We start from the raw sequence: 16,839 nt of genomic DNA, 5'->3' as shown, positions 1-16,839 counted from the left end.
CGTCTACCCCCTCGGCAGGCCGGCGACGGCCTGACGGCTCAGAGCGGGACCCTGCGGCAGCACTGCCAGAAGGTCTTTCGGGAACGGTACGGGTGTGACGTTGCTGAGCTTCAGCGCGGCCACCGTGTCCGCGCCGGCAAGCCGGTAGGCGGTGCCGTTCTCGTCGAGGAACGAGACCTGTTTCACGGCGGTGCTGGAGAGCACGGGTGCCGCCACCACGGCCATTCCCGAGCCGGGACGGCTGATCACGAACGTGCCGCCGTCGTCGTTGACCGCGGCGGCGTACCGGGGCGCGAAGACCACGATGCTGGTGAAGTTCGTCGCGGAGACCGGCCGCTGCTGCATGCACAGGGCGCGGCCGGCGGCGTCCTCGAGCCGCAGCGACGCCAGGTCCGGCAGACGGTCGAGCAGCGACTGGTCGGACGAGCGCTTCGCGCCGACGATCGCCGACGGGTCCACGTCGACCGGGCTGCCCTTGTCCTTGGCGTCGGCGATCAGGAACTCCGTGCGGCTCATCGGGGCGAGCCCGTCCTTGCGCAGCACGAACAGCTGCTCGACGCCGGAGTCGGAGCGCTGCCGGAAGAGCGTGCCGACGTCGTAGGACTCGCCCCCGACCTTCGGCCCGGCCTTCCCCGCTCCGTCGATCTTCGCCGGACCCAGCTCCGGTCCGTCGCCCAGCCAGCTCAGCCACAGGTCCGGAGCCGCCGCCGGTTTGATGCTGCCCGCCCCGAGCGCGACCAGCACGGCCTCGTCGGTGACCTTGTACTTCAGGTAGTTCGCGAGGAGGTACGGCGTGCCGTCGCTTGCGCGTACGACGGCGAAGTTCTTCTCCGGCAGCGGGTCGGCCGGGGTCTGCGGGTCGAGGTTGACGCCCACCCCGTCGACCTTGCGGTCGGTCACCACCGAGCCCGGCAGGCAGGTCAGCCACGGCCCCGCGAACAGGTCCCCGGCGGCCGGGACCTCCTTGGGCGCCCCGCTCACGCCGAGCGTCCCGCCTCGGGGAACGTCCTTGAGCGAGTTCTTCGAGATCAGCTTGACCTGGGACTTGGCGCCCTGGATCAGCATCGCCGAGGTCAGGTCGGGGGTCGAGTAGAGCACCCCGTTGAGGTAGACGTAGCGGTTGCCGCTCTCCTTCTCGACGAGGATCGCGCCGGCCGTTTTGTACGCGTTGCTGCCGCCCGGGACGATCCAGCCGTACACCGCGAAGCCGCCCACCACCAGCGCGACCAGGATGATCCCGATCAGGAAGCCGGTCTGTGCGCGGCGGCCCGGGATCTCCGCCCGGGTCGGGTCGCCCTCGACGAGGGCCGAGCTGAGCCGGCCCACCATGAAGGTGTGGGCGTGGACGTGGTCCCGCTGGGTCTGCACGCGCCGCTACCCGAAGAGTCCGCGGGCCCAGGCGTACAGGCCGAGGATCTGCCCGAGCACCGGCAGCACGGCCACGCCGGTCGCCACGTCCAGGAAGGTGGCCGAATACTCCCAGAACGGCAGCATCCGCCGCGGGAAGGGCCGCAGAGCCGCCATCACCAGCGGCACCACGGCGGCCAGCAGGCCGCCGAGCAGCACCCACCGCCCGCTGGGGGTGAGCGCCTGGGAGAGCCGCATGATGACCATGAGATAGCCGACGCTACCGGCGACCGTCAGCGCGATCCGCTGCCAGAAACCGAGAAAGGTACGGGCGCGCAACAGAATTGCACTCGCGACCACCAGCACGTACGTCCAGCCCGCCCAGCCCGGGACCTCCATGGTGAAGTGGAAGACGAAGGGCAGCACGATCGCCGACGCGAGCAGCGCGACGCTCAGGTAGGTGTCCGCCTCGTTGGTGCGGTCGCGGACCTCCTCGGGCGGCGACGGCTCGATGTCGTAGGACATGTCCGCGCCGGTCTTGGGCAGCTGCGGGCCACGCAGCCGGGCGAACTTCACGGCCGCGCGGGGAGCCAGCACGATCACCGCGAAGATCACTGCGACCGCGGCTGCCGAGGCTCGCTGCGAGGTCATCTGCGAGGCCGACTGCATGAGCAACACGCCCACCGCGACCAGCGACGTCACCCCCAGCACCAGCATCGGCGCCGCCGGGAGGTACGGCGTCACCGTGCGCTGGGCCAGCAGCAGCACCGCGACGACCGCCACGACGCTGACCGCCGCCGCCAGCAGTGCCGGCCCGTTGACCGCGATGCCCTCGGGATCGCCGTCGACCGCGCTGGACGCCGCGAGGGCCGCGAACCCCGCCGCGCCAAAGCCGAAGAGCAGGGAAAACGCGCCGTCCGGGAGCTTGCGGGCGCAGACCAGCGCCGCGACGAAGCAGATCAGGCCGACCACACCGGCGCCGATCACCTGCGGCAGCACGGGACCACGGTCGGTCAGCACGGCGGCGATGGCACCCATGCCGACCACGGAGAGCAGCAGGAACAGCACCCTGCGATATTCGGGCTGCCACCGGTCGTTGCGCCGGTTGACGATCGTGGCGATGCCCTCGGCAAGGTCGTCGAAGTCCAGCTCGGGCAGCGGGTCCTCGGCTCGGCGCAGGTACAGCTCCTCGCCTTCGAGCCAGTCGAGGCTTTCCGGCGTACCCGACAGCTCAAAAGGCGTTTGACCTAGTCTCTGCAGCACCCAGGCACCGTCGCCTGCGTCCCCGTCGACCGGGCGGCCCGGGGTCGAGGTGTGGTTGAGCAGCACCGGCAGCAGCGCGGCCACCGGGGTCGTCGCGGGCACGGCCAGGTCGACCTTGCGGTCCGGCCCGATCACCGTGATGCGGCAGAGCTCCCCGTTCAGAGCGGCGGTCATCCGCGGTCCCTTCTCACTTCACGAATCCCGTCTGCATCAATTTCACGCCACGACGGGTGACCAGCTGCGCCCGCCCGGGGGGAAGCCGGCGAGGCGCGGCCTCACCGAGGAACTTGCCCTCTTCCTTGGGGTACGACAGCAGCGTCGCCGGCGTGCCCAGCTCCCACATCCGGCGGATGACCGGGTCCATCATCGCCCGCATCGCGCCCGACGTGCTGCGCGCGATGATCACGTGCAGGCCGATGTAGATGCCCTGGGCCAGCAGTGGCAGCAGCGGGTCCAGCGACGATCCCATCCCGGTGCCCTTGGTCATCAGGTCGTAGTCGTCGACCACCACGAACAGCTCCGGGCCTTCCCACCAGTCACGCCGGCGCATCCGCTCCGACGAGATGTCCTGGCCCGGGACGCGGCGGTTCATCGAGACCGAGGCCTGACCGGCGAGCTCGTACAGCTTGTCGCCGGTGAACCCGAAGCCGACCTGGTAGTCCGCGGTGATCGCGGTGTCCAGGTCGCGCCGCGAGTCACCGAGCACGACCTTGGCCTGCTCCGGCGTGTAGTGCTGGGCGATCGCGCGCAGCACCAGGCGCAGCATGTTCGACTTGCCGGTCTCGTTGTCGCCCAGGACCAGCATGTGCGGGGTCGCCAGGAAGTCGTGCCAGACGGGGGCGAGACGCTGCTCGTCCTGGCCGATGCAGACCTTGAACTCCTTCTCCGGCGGCGGGAGTTGCTCCACCGGGAGGCGGGTCGGCAGCATCCGGACGGCCGGGGCGGGCGGCCCGGGCCAGAACGTACTGATCTCCTCGGTGACCGATTTGGTCGCCTCGGCGAGATCCGACGGGTCCGAGCTGCCGTCCATCCGGGGCAGCGCCCCGAGGAAGTGCAGCCCCTCCGGGGTGAGACCGCGGCCCGGCTGGTTCGGCACGGTGGCCGCCTTGCGCGAACCGACCTCGGACTCCATCGCGTCACCGAGCCGCAACTCGAGCCGGGTGCCGAGCAGATCCCGCAGCCAGGTACGCATCTCCGACCAGCGGGTCGACGTGACGATCACGTGGATGCCGAAGGACAGTCCGCGCGCGGTCAGCTCCTGGAACCGGGTCTCCAGGTCGTTGAAGTCCTGCTTCATCGTGTACCAGCCGTCGACCACCAGGAACACGTGCCCGAACGGGTCGTCGATCTCGCCGCGTTCCCGCAACGCCAGGTACGACTGCATCGAGTCCAGCCCGCGCGCCGCGAACTCGGCCTCGCGCCGCTCCATGACCTGCACGATCTCCTGGATCGTCCGGACCACCCGGTCGCGTTCCATCCGCGTCGCGATCGAGCCGATGTGCGGCAGCCCGGCGATCGAGGACAGACCGCCACCGCCGAAGTCGAGTCCGTAGAACTGCACCTGACGCGGGGTGTTCGTGAGTGCCAGGCCCAGGATCAGGCTGCGCAGCAGGGTCGACTTCCCGCTCTGCGGTGCGCCGGCGATGCCCACGTTGCCGTCCGCGCCGCCCAGGTCGGCGATCAGCAGTTCGCGCAGCTGGTCCTGCGGGCGGTCCACGATGCCGACCGGGACCCGCAACCGGCCCTGCGCCGCGGGGTCGTCGACGGTCATGCCGCGCACCGGGTCGGGCACGACGCTGGGCAGCAGCGTGTCGAGGCTCGACGCCTTCGACAGCGGCGGGAGCCACACCTGCCGGGCCGGCGGACCCGCGCCCGCCAGCCGGTCGAGGATCACCTCGAGCAGGCTCGGCCCGGCCAGCGTCGTCTCCGGCTCGACCTCGACGGCCTCGGTGTCAGCCGGACGCGCGCGGCCCCGGTCGTGCCGGATCGCGACCTGCCGGGTGGTGAACGGGACGATGTCCAGCTCGCCGGGAGCGTCGTCGCTGTCCGCGCCACCGGTCAGGCTGCGGCCGGTGTAGGCACCCGACACGTACGCGGACTTGAAGCGCACCAGGTTCGTCGTGTCCAGCTTCAGGTAGCCGTTACCGGGCTCGGACGGCAGCTCGTACGCCTTGCCGCTGCCGATCACCGACCGCGACTCCATCGACGAGAACGTCCGCAACGCCATCCGATACGACAGGTGGCCCTCGACCCGGTTGATGCGTCCCTCATCGAGACGCTGCGATGCGAGCAGCAGGTGCACGCCCAGGGACCGGCCCAGCCGTCCGATGGAGACGAACAGATCCATGAACTCGGCCTTGCTCGACAGCAGCTCGGAGAACTCGTCGACGATGATCAGCAGCACCGGGAACGGCACCAGGTGCACACCGGCCGCGCGAGCCTTCTCGTAGTCGAACAGCGACGCGTAGCCACTCGCGCGCAGCAACTCCTGGCGACGCGTCATCTCGCCGTTCAGCGCGTCCTGCATCCGGTCGACCAGCGGCAGCTCGTCGGCCAGGTTCGTGATCACCGCCGACGTGTGCGGCAACTTCTCCATGCCGATGAACGTCGCGCCGCCCTTGAAGTCGACCAGGACCAGGTTGAGGATCTCCGAGCTGTGGGTCGCGGCCAGAGCGACGACGAGCGTACGCAGCAACTCGCTCTTGCCCGAGCCGGTCGCACCGATCAGCAGGCCGTGCGGTCCCATGCCGCCCTGCGCCGACTCCTTGAGGTCCAGCTCGATGACCTCGCCCTCCTCGGTGACACCGATCGGCACCATGAGGCGGTTGCGTTGCGGCTGCCGGGAACGCCACAGCGCCTGCACGTCGAACGAGTTGGCGTCGCGGATGCCGAGCAGCGTGGTCAGCTCGAAGCTGCTCTCCAACGGCTCCTCGACCACGTCGAGGGTGCCGCTGGTCCGCTTCGGCGCGATGACCCGGGCCAGCGCCTCGCACTGCCGGTCGTCGAGCCGGTCGCGGGTCGCCGTCCCGATCGCGTCACCCGCCGGGAACTTCACGACCTCGCCCTCGATGGTCAGCCGCAGCACCTTCGGGCCACCGGGCATCGCGCCGGTCAGGTCGAGCAGCACCACGTTGCGCATCCCGGCGCCGAGCAGCCGCGAACTGTCCGGCAGATCCGCCAGATGAGCGATGATCACCACGAGCGGCTCGGTCGACGAGGGCCGCGAGTTCCGGTCGTGGTCACCCCGGTCGGTGATCTCCGAACCGAGCAGGTCCATCAGGTCGTCGTGCGTACCCGCGAACAACCGCGTCGGCCCGGCCGCGTCGAACGCCGTCGGGTGCGCGTTGTGCGGCAACCACTTGATCCAGTCCCACGGCCCGCGGTGCACCTCGGCGGCCAGCACCGCGATCCGCAGCTCATCCGGCGCGTGCAGTGTGGCCAGCTGCGCCACCATCGCCCGGACCAGGTCGATCGCCGGATCCGCCGGACCCTCGAACTCGATGCTGGTGAAACTCGGCAACCCCACCGAGATCGGAATACCGGTAACCGTCCGGTATGCCTCCGAGAACCGCCGCAACGAGATCGACGCCAGCGGCTCCAGATCCTCGATCGGCTTCGTGGACGGCGGCGTGAACTTGAGCATGGCGTTCTGCCGGCCCAGCCCGATCCGTACCCGCCCGAAGTCGTCGTGACTCGGCCGCCGCTCCCACAACCGGCTGCTCATCGCGATCGACCACAACCACGACGGCTGCGGGTTGTTCCAGAGCACGAACTGCCGCTGCTGGTCGGCCGCCGTCCGCGCCTGCTTGCGCAACTGCGCGATGTAACGAAGGAAGTCCCGCCGCTCACCACGCATCTTGCGCTTACGGTCCGACGCCGCCTTACCGATCTGCATCACGCCCATGAGCAGCATGCCCGACGCCATCGCGCCACCCATGACGTACATGATCGGCGCCCGGCTGTAGAGCCCGAACATGGCCATCATCGCGCCCATGCCCAGACCCATCGGCACGATCATCGCGAACGACCGGAAGTCGAGCGGAGCCTCCTCCGCCATCAACGGCGGCTCCTGCAGCTCCACCTGCCCGTCGGGCGCCTCCGGCCCGGCGGCCCGTGGCGGCCGCTTGATCGTGACGGTACTCATCCGAGCATCCCCGACCCCGCCCCGCCGCCGCCCCAGACGGAATCCTCCTGGTGCAGCAGCTTCACGGCGTACCGATCATTGCGAAAACGCTCCGCGGCCCTGTCCTCGTCCTCGTCGTCGTCGCTCTTCACCTTGGCAGCCGAACTGTGCCGCGAGGCGCTGCGAGCGTCGGCTTCCTCACGCCCGCGCTCCTCCTCGGCCTTGCGCGCCAGCCGCCGCTCCCGCATCAGCTGGAACCGCTCCTCAGCACTGAGCTCGGGCCCGCCACACCGCAGCGGCTCATCAGCCCCGGCCACCCGAGGCTGAGCGGCCGCCCGCCGCCACACCGGCCGCAACGCCTCCGCATTGAACTCAGGCATCCGCCAACCTCTCATCCCCGGTCAGCCACCCGGACCCGCTCACGTCATCCCAAGCGGCCATGTCATCGTCCCCACCACCAGGCTTGATCACGGGAACGTAGTCGTCCCCCGGCGGCACGGGCACACCGCCCTCATCGCCCTGCCAGCTGCCATCGGCATCCGCCAGCAACTCAGCCGAATCGGGACGGTCGGGATCATCGCGCTCCTCGACGTCGCCACCGGGCCGCATCGGGACCATGCCGGCGGCGGCCGCGTCCTTCGATGCCGCCGCTGTCGTCGCTGTTGTCGCTGTTGTCGCTGTTGTCGCTCCGGGGATCGCCGGCGCGGTTGCGTTCGGCGCGGCCACGGGCGCCGCGATCGGCGTTGACGGCAGGACCGGCGGGGGCGCGATCACTGGGAGTTCCGCGGTGGTCTCGGTCAGTGCGTCTACCTGGTCGCCTCCGGCGATGCCACCCGCAAGCTTGCGGTGGGTCCCGCCGTCATTCATCACGGGTACGCCCTTGGCCCCGGCATCACCCGCAGGCGCCGCGGGACTGGCCGCCGGGGTCGCCGGTGCGGCATGGGATGCGATCGGCCCGGGCGTCGCCGGGGGCACCACCACGCCAGGCGAACCGCCACTGGCCTGCGGCAAGTCACTGCTCTGCGGCGGCAGCGTCGCTTCCGGCAACGACGGCGTGGTCGTTCCTTCTGGCGTGGTCGTTCCTTCTGGCGTAGTCGCCCCTTCTGGCGTGGTCGTCACGGGCGGCGCTGTCGCGTCGGGGGGTGTGGCTACGTCAGGCGGCGTAACTGCCTCCGGCGGCGTGACTGCCTCAGGCGGCGCAGTCGGCTCCGAGGGCGTGACGGCCTCAGGCGGCGCAGTCAGCTCCGGCGGCGTGGTTGCCTCGGGGGACGTGGGGGTCTCGGGCGGTGTGGTCGCTTCTGGAGGCGTCGTCGTCTCCGGGGGCAACGCCGAGTCGGTTGGGATCGGCGCTTCAGGCTGGGCCGTCGTGTCGACCGGTACCGGCTCGAGCGGCGTTGTGCCGAGCGAAACGTCAGCCTGCGGAACATCTGCCGGCGGGACGTCCGCTTGAGCAACGCCAGCCTGCGGAACCCCAGCCTGCGAGACGTCCGCTTGAGCAACGCCAGCCTGCGGAACCCCAGCCTGCGAGACATCTGCCTGCGGTATGCCAGCCGCGCCGACATCGGCCTGAGCGGCATCAACCGGCGGGACATCAACCGGCAAGACGTCGGCCGGCGATACATCGGCCAGCGGGACGTCCGTCTGCGCGGCGTCGGGCTGCGCGGCGTCGGGCTGCGCGGCGTCGGGCTGCGCGGCATCCGGCAGCGCGGCATCCGGCTGCGGGGCTGTGGTTTCGGGGAAGGGGTCTGTCGGGGTGAGGACGTCGGCTGTGGGGGGTGGGACTTCGGCCGGGGTCATCCAGCTGCCTGTGGGGGGAGCGACTGGGGCGGTGGCGTTGTCCGATGTGGGGATTTCTGGGGGTGTGGTTTGCAGGCCTGCGCCGCCGGAGGTTGTTCCGGTCGGGGCGGATGGCGGGGTGACCGCTGGGTTGGTGGGTTGCCAGTCTGCGGTGTCGGCGTCGATCAGGCCTGATGCGTCCGAGTGGGCCGTGGGGGTGGCGTCGCCGGGGGTGGCGGTGCTGCCGGGCATTCCCGGCATCATCGGCATGCCGCTGGGGGTGGTGGTTGCGGGGGTGGTGGCTTGGGGCTGGGTGTCGGTCCCGGTTTGCGGGAGGTCGACGCCGTCGGTGCCGGTGAGGGACGGGCCTGCTGCGGAGGGGGCGTCCACGCCGCCTGCCCATGCGGGCACGTCCAGGCCGGCGCCGCCCGCTGCGGTGCCGTCCGGGGCGCTCGGCGTGCCAGGCGTGGTGCCTGAGGGCTTCCAGTCGCCCGCATCCGCGCCGACGAGGCCGGCGGCGTCGGGGGTGTCCGGGATTCCGGAGCCGGTCGCGCCCTGGGCTCCTGAACCGGGGGAACCTCCGGGCATTCCGGGCGTACCCGTGGCGGGGTTGGTTGTTGTCCCTCCGGTTTCCGGGAGGGTGACCTGCGGATCGGTGGCAAGGTCGGTGGGGAGGTCGCTGGTCAGGCCCGATCCGCCGGCCGCGGTGCCGTCCGGGGCGCTGGGCAGGTCGACGCCGCCGACGCCGCTCGGGTTCCAGGCGTTCGGGTCGCTGCCGACCAGGCCGTTCGCGTCGGGGGTGTCCGGGATGCCCGAACCTTGCGCACCGCCCATGCCGGAGCCGCCACCTGGCATTCCCGGCATCGTGGGCATTCCCGTTGCCGGGAGGGTCGTCGCTGATGCTTCGGGAATCGTCGGGCTCTCGAAGGTCGGTGTCTGGAGACCGCCGCCGCCCGCGGGGGTGCCCTCGGGCGCGCTCGGAAGGTCCACGCCGCCGGCACCGCTCGGGTTCCAGGCGTTCGGATCGCCGCCGACCAGGCCGTTCGCGTCAGGGGTGTCCGGGATGCCGGAGCCCTGCGCGCCACCCATGCCACCGCCACCGCCCGGCATCGACGGCATGCCCATGCCACCGGTCGCCGGCACCGTGGCTGAAGATGACGGGGCCTCGAACGACGGGGTCTGGAAATCACTCAGACCCGACCCGCCCGGGAGCGTGCCACTGCCGGCATCCGGACCGTCCACGCCGCCAACACCGCTGGGGTTCCAGTTGTCCGCGTCGCCGCCCACGAGGCCGTTCGCGTCGGGGGTGTCCGGGATGCCCGAACCCTGCGCGCCACCCATGCCACCGCCACCGCCCGGCATCGACGGCATGCCCATGCCACCGGTCGCCGGCACCGTGGCTGAAGATGACGGGGCCTCGAACGACGGGGTCTGGAAATCACTCAGACCCGAACCACCCGGGAGCGTGCCGGCCGATGCGTCCGGACCGTCCACACCGCCGACGCCTGCCGGTTTCCAGTCGTCCGCGTCACCGCCGACCAGGCCGTTCGCGTCGGGGGTGTCGGGAATGCCCGCACCCTGCGCGCCACCCATCCCGCCACCGCCACCCGGCATCGACGGCATACCCATGCCACCGGCCCCCGGCACCGTCGCCGACGAAGGCGGGGCCTCGAACGACGGAGTCTGGAAATCGCTCAGACCGGAACCGCCCGGGAGCGTGCCACCGCTGGCGTCCGGACCGTCCACGCCGCCGACGCCACTCGGGGCCCAGTCGCTGAGATCACCGCCGACGAGACCGTTCGCGTCGGGGGTGTCCGGGATGCCCGAACCCTGCGCACCACCCATGCCACCACCGCCACCCGGCATCGACGGCATACCCATCCCGCCGGTTCCTGCGCCGGTTGCGGGCAGCGTGCTCGAGGGGCCGTCGAAGGTCGGGGCCTGGAAGTCGCCGAGACCGGAGCCGCCGGCCGCCGTGCCGCCCGGGGCGCTGGGCAGGTCGGCCCCTCCGAAGGCTCCCGGCTTGAAGTCGTCCTGGTCGCCGCCGAGGAGGCCGTTCGCGTCAGGGGTTTCCGGGATGCCCGGCGAGTTGCCCGATCCGGCACCGCCACCGCCGCCGCCCGGCATCATCGGCATACCGCCGCCTGTCGAGCCCGGCAGCGTGCCGGTCGAGCCCGGCGAGGTGATGCCCGGTGCGGTGAGGTCCGGGACGTCGACCCCGTCGCCGATGCCGCCGGCTCCCGTGCCGCCCGCGGAAGGGATCGTGGGAGTCGAGCCACCGAAGCCATCGGTGCCGCCGGGGGCGCCCGGGATGTTCGGGGACTTCACGTTGGCGGTGCCCGCGCCGGTGTTGCCGCCGTTCTGCGAGGACGGGGACTTGATGCTGGGGCTCGTGACGCCGCCGCCGGGGGTCGTCGACCCGAAGCCGCCGCCGCCCGGAGTGGTCGGGACCACCGGTGGAGTGAACGAGCCGGCGCCGCCACCCGCGCCGCCGCCCGGGTTGGTTGCGAGGTTGCTGGTGTCGAGGCCGGGCAGGCCGGCGCCGTTGGCGCCACCACCCGGGTTGGTCAGCGACGGCGGGGTGAAGCTGTTCGCGTTCGGGGTGTTGAGGGTGCTCGCGTTCGGACCGCCGCCGCCCGCGCCCGAGGGGTCGAAGGCAGGGGTGTTGACGTTCGGGGTGTTGACGCCGGGCTGGTTGAAACCGGGCTGGTTGCCGCCGGGGGAATTGACGTCCGGGATATCGGGGTTGTTGACGTCCGGGGTGTCCGGGCCGTTGACGTCGGGCGTGTCCGGCCCGTCGACGTCGGGAATGTCCGGGGTGTCGGGGACATCCGGGGTGTCCACATCGGGGATGTCGGGGGTGTCCAGGTCAGGCTTGTCGACGTCGGGTGTCGTCACCGGGGGCGTGCCGCTGCCGTCGGGCGGCGTCACGGCGCTGTACGTGAAGTCGTACTGATCCGCGAGCGTGCCGACGACCTGCGACATCTGCCGCGCCATCGGCTTCTCGTACTGTGTGCCACTGATCGGGACCAGACCGTCACCACTGCCGACGCCGTTGGAGGACGCGATGCTCGCCCAGGCCGAGTCGAGGTAGTGCACCGTTTCCTGCGCCCAGGCGAGGTAGTTGGCGCTCTTGTAGAGCTGGTTGGGGATCGAGTTCGCTCCGCCGGTGCCGTCCGCGCCGGCGATGTGCTCGGACTGCGCCTTCAGGTAGTCGGCGAGGAAGTCCATCTTCGCGAGGAACGCGTCAGCCGCGGTGCCCTGCCAGGCCTTGTCCTCGCCCGCGATCGCGTGCGCCTGCGTGCGTACGAAATTCTCGAGATATTGCAGAGTGAGGTACGCAGTCTGGAACGCGGAAGCGGCGTCCATAACCGACTGAGGGCTGACCAGAGCCGCCGCAGCAGCCTGGCCCTCGTCCGTGGCCAGCGCCGCACCGCCGGTGACCGAGGCCAGCAGTTTGCGCCAGCCCCGGTCCTCCTCGGCCCAGGTCTGATAGTCGTTGAGATCGCTCGTGGAAATGGTTTGCGGTACGAACGTGGCTTCGTCCTCGGCCGAGTTCGACCATGGATTCGGATCGTCAGGCACTGCATTTCCCTTTCACGAGCGCAACCACTGGGGGGTGTCAGTTACCGCCGGCAGTACTGCCGCTGCCCTGGCCGTAGTCGCCGATATTGCCGATCTTGCCCCACGCGCTGCCCATCGACTCCCCGAGCTGGTCGGCGGTCATCGAGTTGAAGTCCTCGGCGTTGTCGTAGTCGCGGGCCATCTGTCGCAGACCGGTCTTCACGGCGTAGAGCGCCTCGTGCACGGCGAGCATCAGACCCATCGAGTCGCCGCGCAGACCCGCGTCGGTCGCGTTGACGCCGTCGATCTTCTGCCGGAGGATCTCGGCCTTGGCGAACCCGCCCGGCTTCATCGCGATGGCGTTGAGGGTGTTGCGCGCGTCGAACAGCATGCCGGTGCCGTCGCCGACGATCTGGTCCAGCTGGCCCGCCATGAAGTTGAGCGCCTCGGTGCTGACCGCCAGCTCGTGGTTCGGGTTGTTGGAGCCGCTGTAGGTCGACGTCTCCGGCGGGGCGATCGCACCGTCATCCTTGGGGATGTACTGGTGCTCCGGGTCGTAGTCCGCGGGGTCCACGTGGTCCGGGTTGGTGACGTCGGCGTTGTAGTCCTTGACCAGCTGCTTCCAGTGGTCCTGGTCGACGACGTTGTCCTGGTACCAGTCCCAGGCCGCCAGCTCGTCGGAGTCGTAGTCGCCGCGGTCGAAGCTCGACGAGGCGGCCTTGGTCTGCGGCGAGTTCAGGATGTCGTTCTTGATCTTCTGAATCACCGAGCGCGTCCAGCCCGAATCCTCGCCCAGCGAGGTGTCGTGGCTGGTGAGCACGCCGATCTTGTCGATCGCCTCTTCATTGGCGTAGTCGAAATTGATGCCCATGGAGCCCCATTTCGTCACTGCTTGTCACTGCGGCCATTGTTTCAGCGGCCGTGTCACCTCAGCGTCACCACGGCCGGAAAGCCCAGCGGCCCGGGAGTGGTGCACTCCGGGCCGGGGGACGTGAACAGGCCGGCCAACCAGCGTCGCCCCCGACGCTCGATGACCGGCCCGGCGGAGATCAGCCGCCGCGGACGTCGTTCCAGATCTGCGCGTGGCGCTGCTCGGTCGAACCGTAGTTGTCCGAGATCTGCATGAGGGTCGAGCGCGCCTGCTCCAGGTACACCGACATCTCGTTGGCCGACTGGTTCCAGGCGGCCTTGGAGACGTAGTACTGCTGCTGCGCGGCACCGGTCCACTCGGCGAGGCTGGCCTCGACGGTCTGCTCCATCTGCTCCAGAGCCGACTTGATGCGGGTGTTGATGGAGTTCATGTCGGTCAACGTGGCGTCGGCCTGGTTGAAGTCGAACGTATAGTTGGACACCTGGGTCCTTCCTCTTCCTGGGAGTCTGCGGGTAGGTAGGGGCCGAGCTCAGGGATCAGATGCCCGGGAGGGCAGCACCGAACGAGTTGGCCGTGCTCGCGGCGGTGTCCTCGGACTGGATGTAACCCTTGGTGGTCACGCCCATGACGTCGAGCATGTTGACGAGCTCGTTGATGACCCGCTGGAAGGATCCTTCCCAGCTGTCCATCGCCTGGTTGAAGCCGGCCGAGGCCTGACCGGTCCACGAGCCCTGCAGGGTGGCCATCTGGCTGTTGACGGCCTGCAGCGAGCTGGTGAACTCGGTCGCCTTGTCCGAGAACTCCTGGGCAGCACGCTGCATGCCCTGTTCGGTAGTGCTAACGGTCGGCATGGTCACAGCCGTACTCCTCACGTTGTGCGCCATTGACTACGCATCGCATCGTGCGACTTCGTATCGCTTCCGCGACTTCGTATCGCTTCGCAGGGATGAGTGTTGATGCACAGGCCCGCGGAAGGACAACTCCAGACGGCCCGCATGTCCGAAAGTCGGCACAACATTGCACGGCTTCGCCCGGACGGGCGGTCCTGGGGAAGAACCTGCTGCCTGTTCATGCCCTCATTCGGGCGCGGCCCTTCCACCGGGTCCCGCCACGTTTTTCACTGAACGCTGACGTGGTGGCGTGGTTTCGGTGGACTCGGCTGTTAGGGGGCTCTGCGGGTGAACTTCAACGAACGCATCGAGAACCTGTTCGAGGAATACCAGAAGCAACGCAACAGCCTCACCGAGATGCAACGCAAAATGAGCGAGCTCTCGGCGACCGCCACATCACCGCGGCGCGAGGTGAGCGTCACCGTCGGTCAGAACGGCGTCCTGACGGACGTCAAATTCCCGACCAGCGCGCACAAGCGCCTCACCCCGGCGGACCTGACCGAGCTCATCATGACGACGTACGCGGAAGCAAAGGAATCCGTCATGGATCAGGCAGCCGCCGTGCTCGCGCCGATGATGCCCGACGGGCTGGACGCCCACTCCCTGGTCAGAGGCACAGCCGGGGCGGACGCGTTCATGCCCGCCGAACCGCGGATGGCCACCAGCGTCCGCGAGATCCTCGGTATGGGACGGCCGGCGTCATGACGAACCCCGGCGGCCGGCTCTGGGTCAACCCCGAAGGCGTCAGCAATGTCGGCGACGCGTACGGCGAGCACGTCCAGCTCTACCAGACGTACCTCGAGCAGCTGACTTCCCTGCGTGCTCGGTACGGGAACGCCTGGGGCGACGACGACATGGGGACGGCGTTCTCCAAGAAGTTCCTCGGCGGCATGGACAACCTCGAGCAGCTCATCGGCGGCATCAAGGGCACGCTCGACTACACCGCGGCGGGCCTGCGCGAAAGCGGCAAGCTCTACCGCGAGGTCGACGACGAGGCCCGCGACGCCGGTCACCAGATGGCCGCCAACTTCGATTCCAACCTGCCCCAAATGCACGCCTTCAAGTCGGCCCGCGCCGTCGAGGCACCCCTCGCCGAGACCGAGACGCAGGAAGGTCTGCCGCTCGAGGGTGCCACCCGCGCCCGGCGGATGAACGTCCTCCGGGCCGAGCCCGCCACCGAGGCCACGCCCAGGCTCGGGGCCGAGGGCGAAATGCTGCAGGGCGAGCTGACTCCCATGCACGCCCTCAAGGGCCGCACCCTGGAGCCCACCACCGAAGGCACCCCCACGCTCCCCCGCGAGCGAGGCGTCCTGGCAACCGAAGGCACCCCACTGCTCGCCCGCCAGCGGGTCGCCATGCGCTCCGTCAAACCCGACGAAGCAACGGAGGAGGGCACTCCCCTGCTCGCCCGGCAACGGGTCGCCATGCGCTCCGTCAAACCCGGCGAAGTCACCGACGAGGCCACGCCGATGCTCGCGCTTCGCAGAGAAACCACACCCGCTCTTCGCCGAGAAGCCATCCCGGCCGAGGAACCGCTGCTTCCCGCCGAGCGCAATGTCATGTCGGAGCCCCTCCTCGCCCGCTCGACACCCGCAATGCCGGCCATTTCGTCGTACATGATGAAACCCGAATATGCATCCGCGTACGTCGGCGGCGAACCCCTTCCCGAGGGTTACCGCCTCGAAGCGCTGAACCCGTTCCCGGACGGCAACACCCGCGTGGACGCCAACCTCTACGACTCCATCACCCCGCTCGGCAATACCGCGGTGACCACCCCGGACGGACAGCAACTCGACGCGGAAGGCCGCCAGTTCTTCGTGGTCAAGGAAAACCCCAACGTCGACGCAACCGCCGCCGGCTACCAGCCGCTGTTCCTGAGCTACAGCCCGGACGGCACACCGACCCCGCTCATCCCGGGCGAGTAGCGGTACCCGACAACCGGCATGCCCGACTTCCACATTCCCAACGACCCCGAATGGCAATGGGCGTACGACCTCATCCTGTACGGGGTCGGTGAGGAATTCCCCAAGGCCGACCCCACCGCCCTGCGCGCAATGGGCGAAGAGCTATACGGCTTCACGAGTACGCTGCTCGGCGGCATGGGCGCCACCGGCAACCTGGGCAACATGCTGGGCAGCAGCCTCGACGGCCCCGCAGCCGACGCGTTCAACCAGTTCCAGGTCGGCATCACCAAGAACGTCCCCACCGGCGGCAACATCTCCAACGCCCTCGGCGACGCGGCCTACAATTTCGCCCTGGAATCAGAATCCGCCCAGTACAACATCGTCATCGCGGCCTTCACCCAGGTAGTCGAGATCGCCTTCGCCCTGGCCTCCGGCTTCGGCGCCCCCGCGGTCCCCGGCCTCATCAAAATCGGCCAGCAGATCGTCAAGGCCCTGATCGACTTCCTCAAGTCGAAGCTGCGCAACCAGCTGATGAAACTGGCCTGGGAAGCCCTCGAAGAAGGCCTCGAAGAACTCTGGCAGAGCGCCGCCGCCCAGGTGACACAGATCCTCGAAGGCAACCGAAAAGGCATCGACTACAAAGATCTGGCAATGTCCTTCGCCGGCGGCGCCTTCATCGGCGCCGGCGTCAGCGGCATGCACATGATCGGCGGCAAGCTCTACCCCAAAATCAACAAGAACATCTTCAGCAAGGAAGGCCTCTCCGGCCTAAGCGAAACCCTCTTCGAAGGCCTCTTCACGATGATGGTCGGAGGCGGCGGCTTCAACCCCTTCGCCACCTTCTCCTCCTCCGTCATCGGCGGCATGGCCCACCACTACGCCAAAGAATTCGGCGACCAATTCGGCGACGGCCACAACACCCCCAACCTCAACTCCAACCGCCCACCCCTGAACACAGAAATCACCGCCCCCAACAACCCGCCCTCCACCTCTGTGGACGGCCCAGCAGTCCCCACAGGAAACACCGGCTCAGGCTCTGACATTGGCGCGGGCACGGGGACCGGCGCGGGCGTCGGGGCGGGCGCGGGCACGGGAACTGGC

General features: G+C 69.5%; 10 protein-coding genes and 1 pseudogene. 4 read left to right on the top strand and 7 right to left on the bottom strand.

Annotated elements, in window-relative coordinates; translation table 11 throughout:
- Positions 1 to 3: 3 nt before the first annotated feature.
- The 4 genes from eccB to Aco04nite_RS28725 are packed head-to-tail and all read right to left on the bottom strand — an operon-like array spanning position 4 to position 7,113.
- Positions 4 to 1,368, bottom strand: coding sequence for a type VII secretion protein EccB (eccB, locus tag Aco04nite_RS28740; RefSeq protein ID WP_213000392.1), 1,365 nt, complete (start codon positions 1,366 to 1,368; stop codon positions 4 to 6).
- A gap of 6 nt (positions 1,369 to 1,374) precedes the next feature.
- On the bottom strand, positions 1,375 to 2,784 hold the full coding sequence (eccD, locus tag Aco04nite_RS28735; protein ID WP_213000391.1) for a type VII secretion integral membrane protein EccD: 1,410 nt from the start codon (positions 2,782 to 2,784) through the stop codon (positions 1,375 to 1,377).
- 13 nt (positions 2,785 to 2,797) lie between these two features.
- Positions 2,798 to 6,754 (bottom strand): type VII secretion protein EccCa, encoded by a 3,957-nt coding sequence (gene eccCa, locus Aco04nite_RS28730; protein ID WP_438874947.1) that lies wholly within the window; start codon positions 6,752 to 6,754, stop codon positions 2,798 to 2,800.
- On the bottom strand, positions 6,751 to 7,113 hold the full coding sequence (locus Aco04nite_RS28725) for a hypothetical protein (RefSeq protein WP_213000390.1): 363 nt from the start codon (positions 7,111 to 7,113) through the stop codon (positions 6,751 to 6,753). Before Aco04nite_RS28725 ends, eccCa begins: the two co-directional genes overlap by 4 nt.
- Positions 7,114 to 7,672: 559 nt before the next feature.
- Between Aco04nite_RS28725 and Aco04nite_RS50060 the strand changes: the two genes are divergently transcribed.
- On the top strand, positions 7,673 to 8,704 hold the full coding sequence (locus Aco04nite_RS50060; protein ID WP_213000403.1) for a pentapeptide repeat-containing protein: 1,032 nt from the start codon (positions 7,673 to 7,675) through the stop codon (positions 8,702 to 8,704).
- 3,427 nt (positions 8,705 to 12,131) lie between these two features.
- Here Aco04nite_RS50060 and Aco04nite_RS28715 read toward each other — a convergent pair.
- From Aco04nite_RS28715 to Aco04nite_RS28705, 3 genes are all read right to left on the bottom strand, one after another.
- Positions 12,132 to 12,944 carry a hypothetical protein gene (locus Aco04nite_RS28715; RefSeq protein ID WP_203837001.1) on the bottom strand — a complete coding sequence of 271 codons (813 nt, stop codon included), beginning with the start codon at positions 12,942 to 12,944 and terminating at the stop codon, positions 12,132 to 12,134.
- A gap of 178 nt (positions 12,945 to 13,122) precedes the next feature.
- Complete coding sequence (locus tag Aco04nite_RS28710) at positions 13,123 to 13,425, bottom strand: WXG100 family type VII secretion target (RefSeq protein ID WP_213000389.1); 303 nt, start codon at positions 13,423 to 13,425, stop codon at positions 13,123 to 13,125.
- A 55-nt stretch (positions 13,426 to 13,480) separates the two neighbouring features.
- The gene (locus tag Aco04nite_RS28705) at positions 13,481 to 13,801 is read right to left on the bottom strand and encodes a WXG100 family type VII secretion target (protein ID WP_213000388.1); all 321 of its coding nucleotides are present in this window, start codon (positions 13,799 to 13,801) and stop codon (positions 13,481 to 13,483) included.
- Between the two features lie 321 nt (positions 13,802 to 14,122).
- On the opposite strand from Aco04nite_RS28705, the gene Aco04nite_RS28700 reads away from it, so the two are divergent.
- From Aco04nite_RS28700 to Aco04nite_RS28690, 3 genes and pseudogenes are all read left to right on the top strand, one after another.
- The gene (locus Aco04nite_RS28700) at positions 14,123 to 14,539 is read left to right on the top strand and encodes a YbaB/EbfC family nucleoid-associated protein (RefSeq protein WP_213000387.1); all 417 of its coding nucleotides are present in this window, start codon (positions 14,123 to 14,125) and stop codon (positions 14,537 to 14,539) included.
- Positions 14,536 to 15,759: a hypothetical protein gene (locus tag Aco04nite_RS28695; protein WP_213000386.1), complete on the top strand. Its 1,224-nt coding sequence runs from the start codon at positions 14,536 to 14,538 to the stop codon at positions 15,757 to 15,759. The genes Aco04nite_RS28700 and Aco04nite_RS28695 overlap by 4 nt, the downstream gene beginning before the upstream one ends.
- An 18-nt stretch (positions 15,760 to 15,777) precedes the next feature.
- Positions 15,778 to 16,839, top strand: a pseudogene (locus tag Aco04nite_RS28690) (hypothetical protein); the annotation flags it as partial.

The organism is Winogradskya consettensis (assembly GCF_018332715.1).
GTDB classification, from domain to species: Bacteria; Actinomycetota; Actinomycetes; order Mycobacteriales; family Micromonosporaceae; genus Actinoplanes; species Actinoplanes consettensis.
The sequence above is the reverse complement of the archived record's forward strand: the minus strand, read 5'-3'. Positions and strand labels throughout refer to the sequence as shown.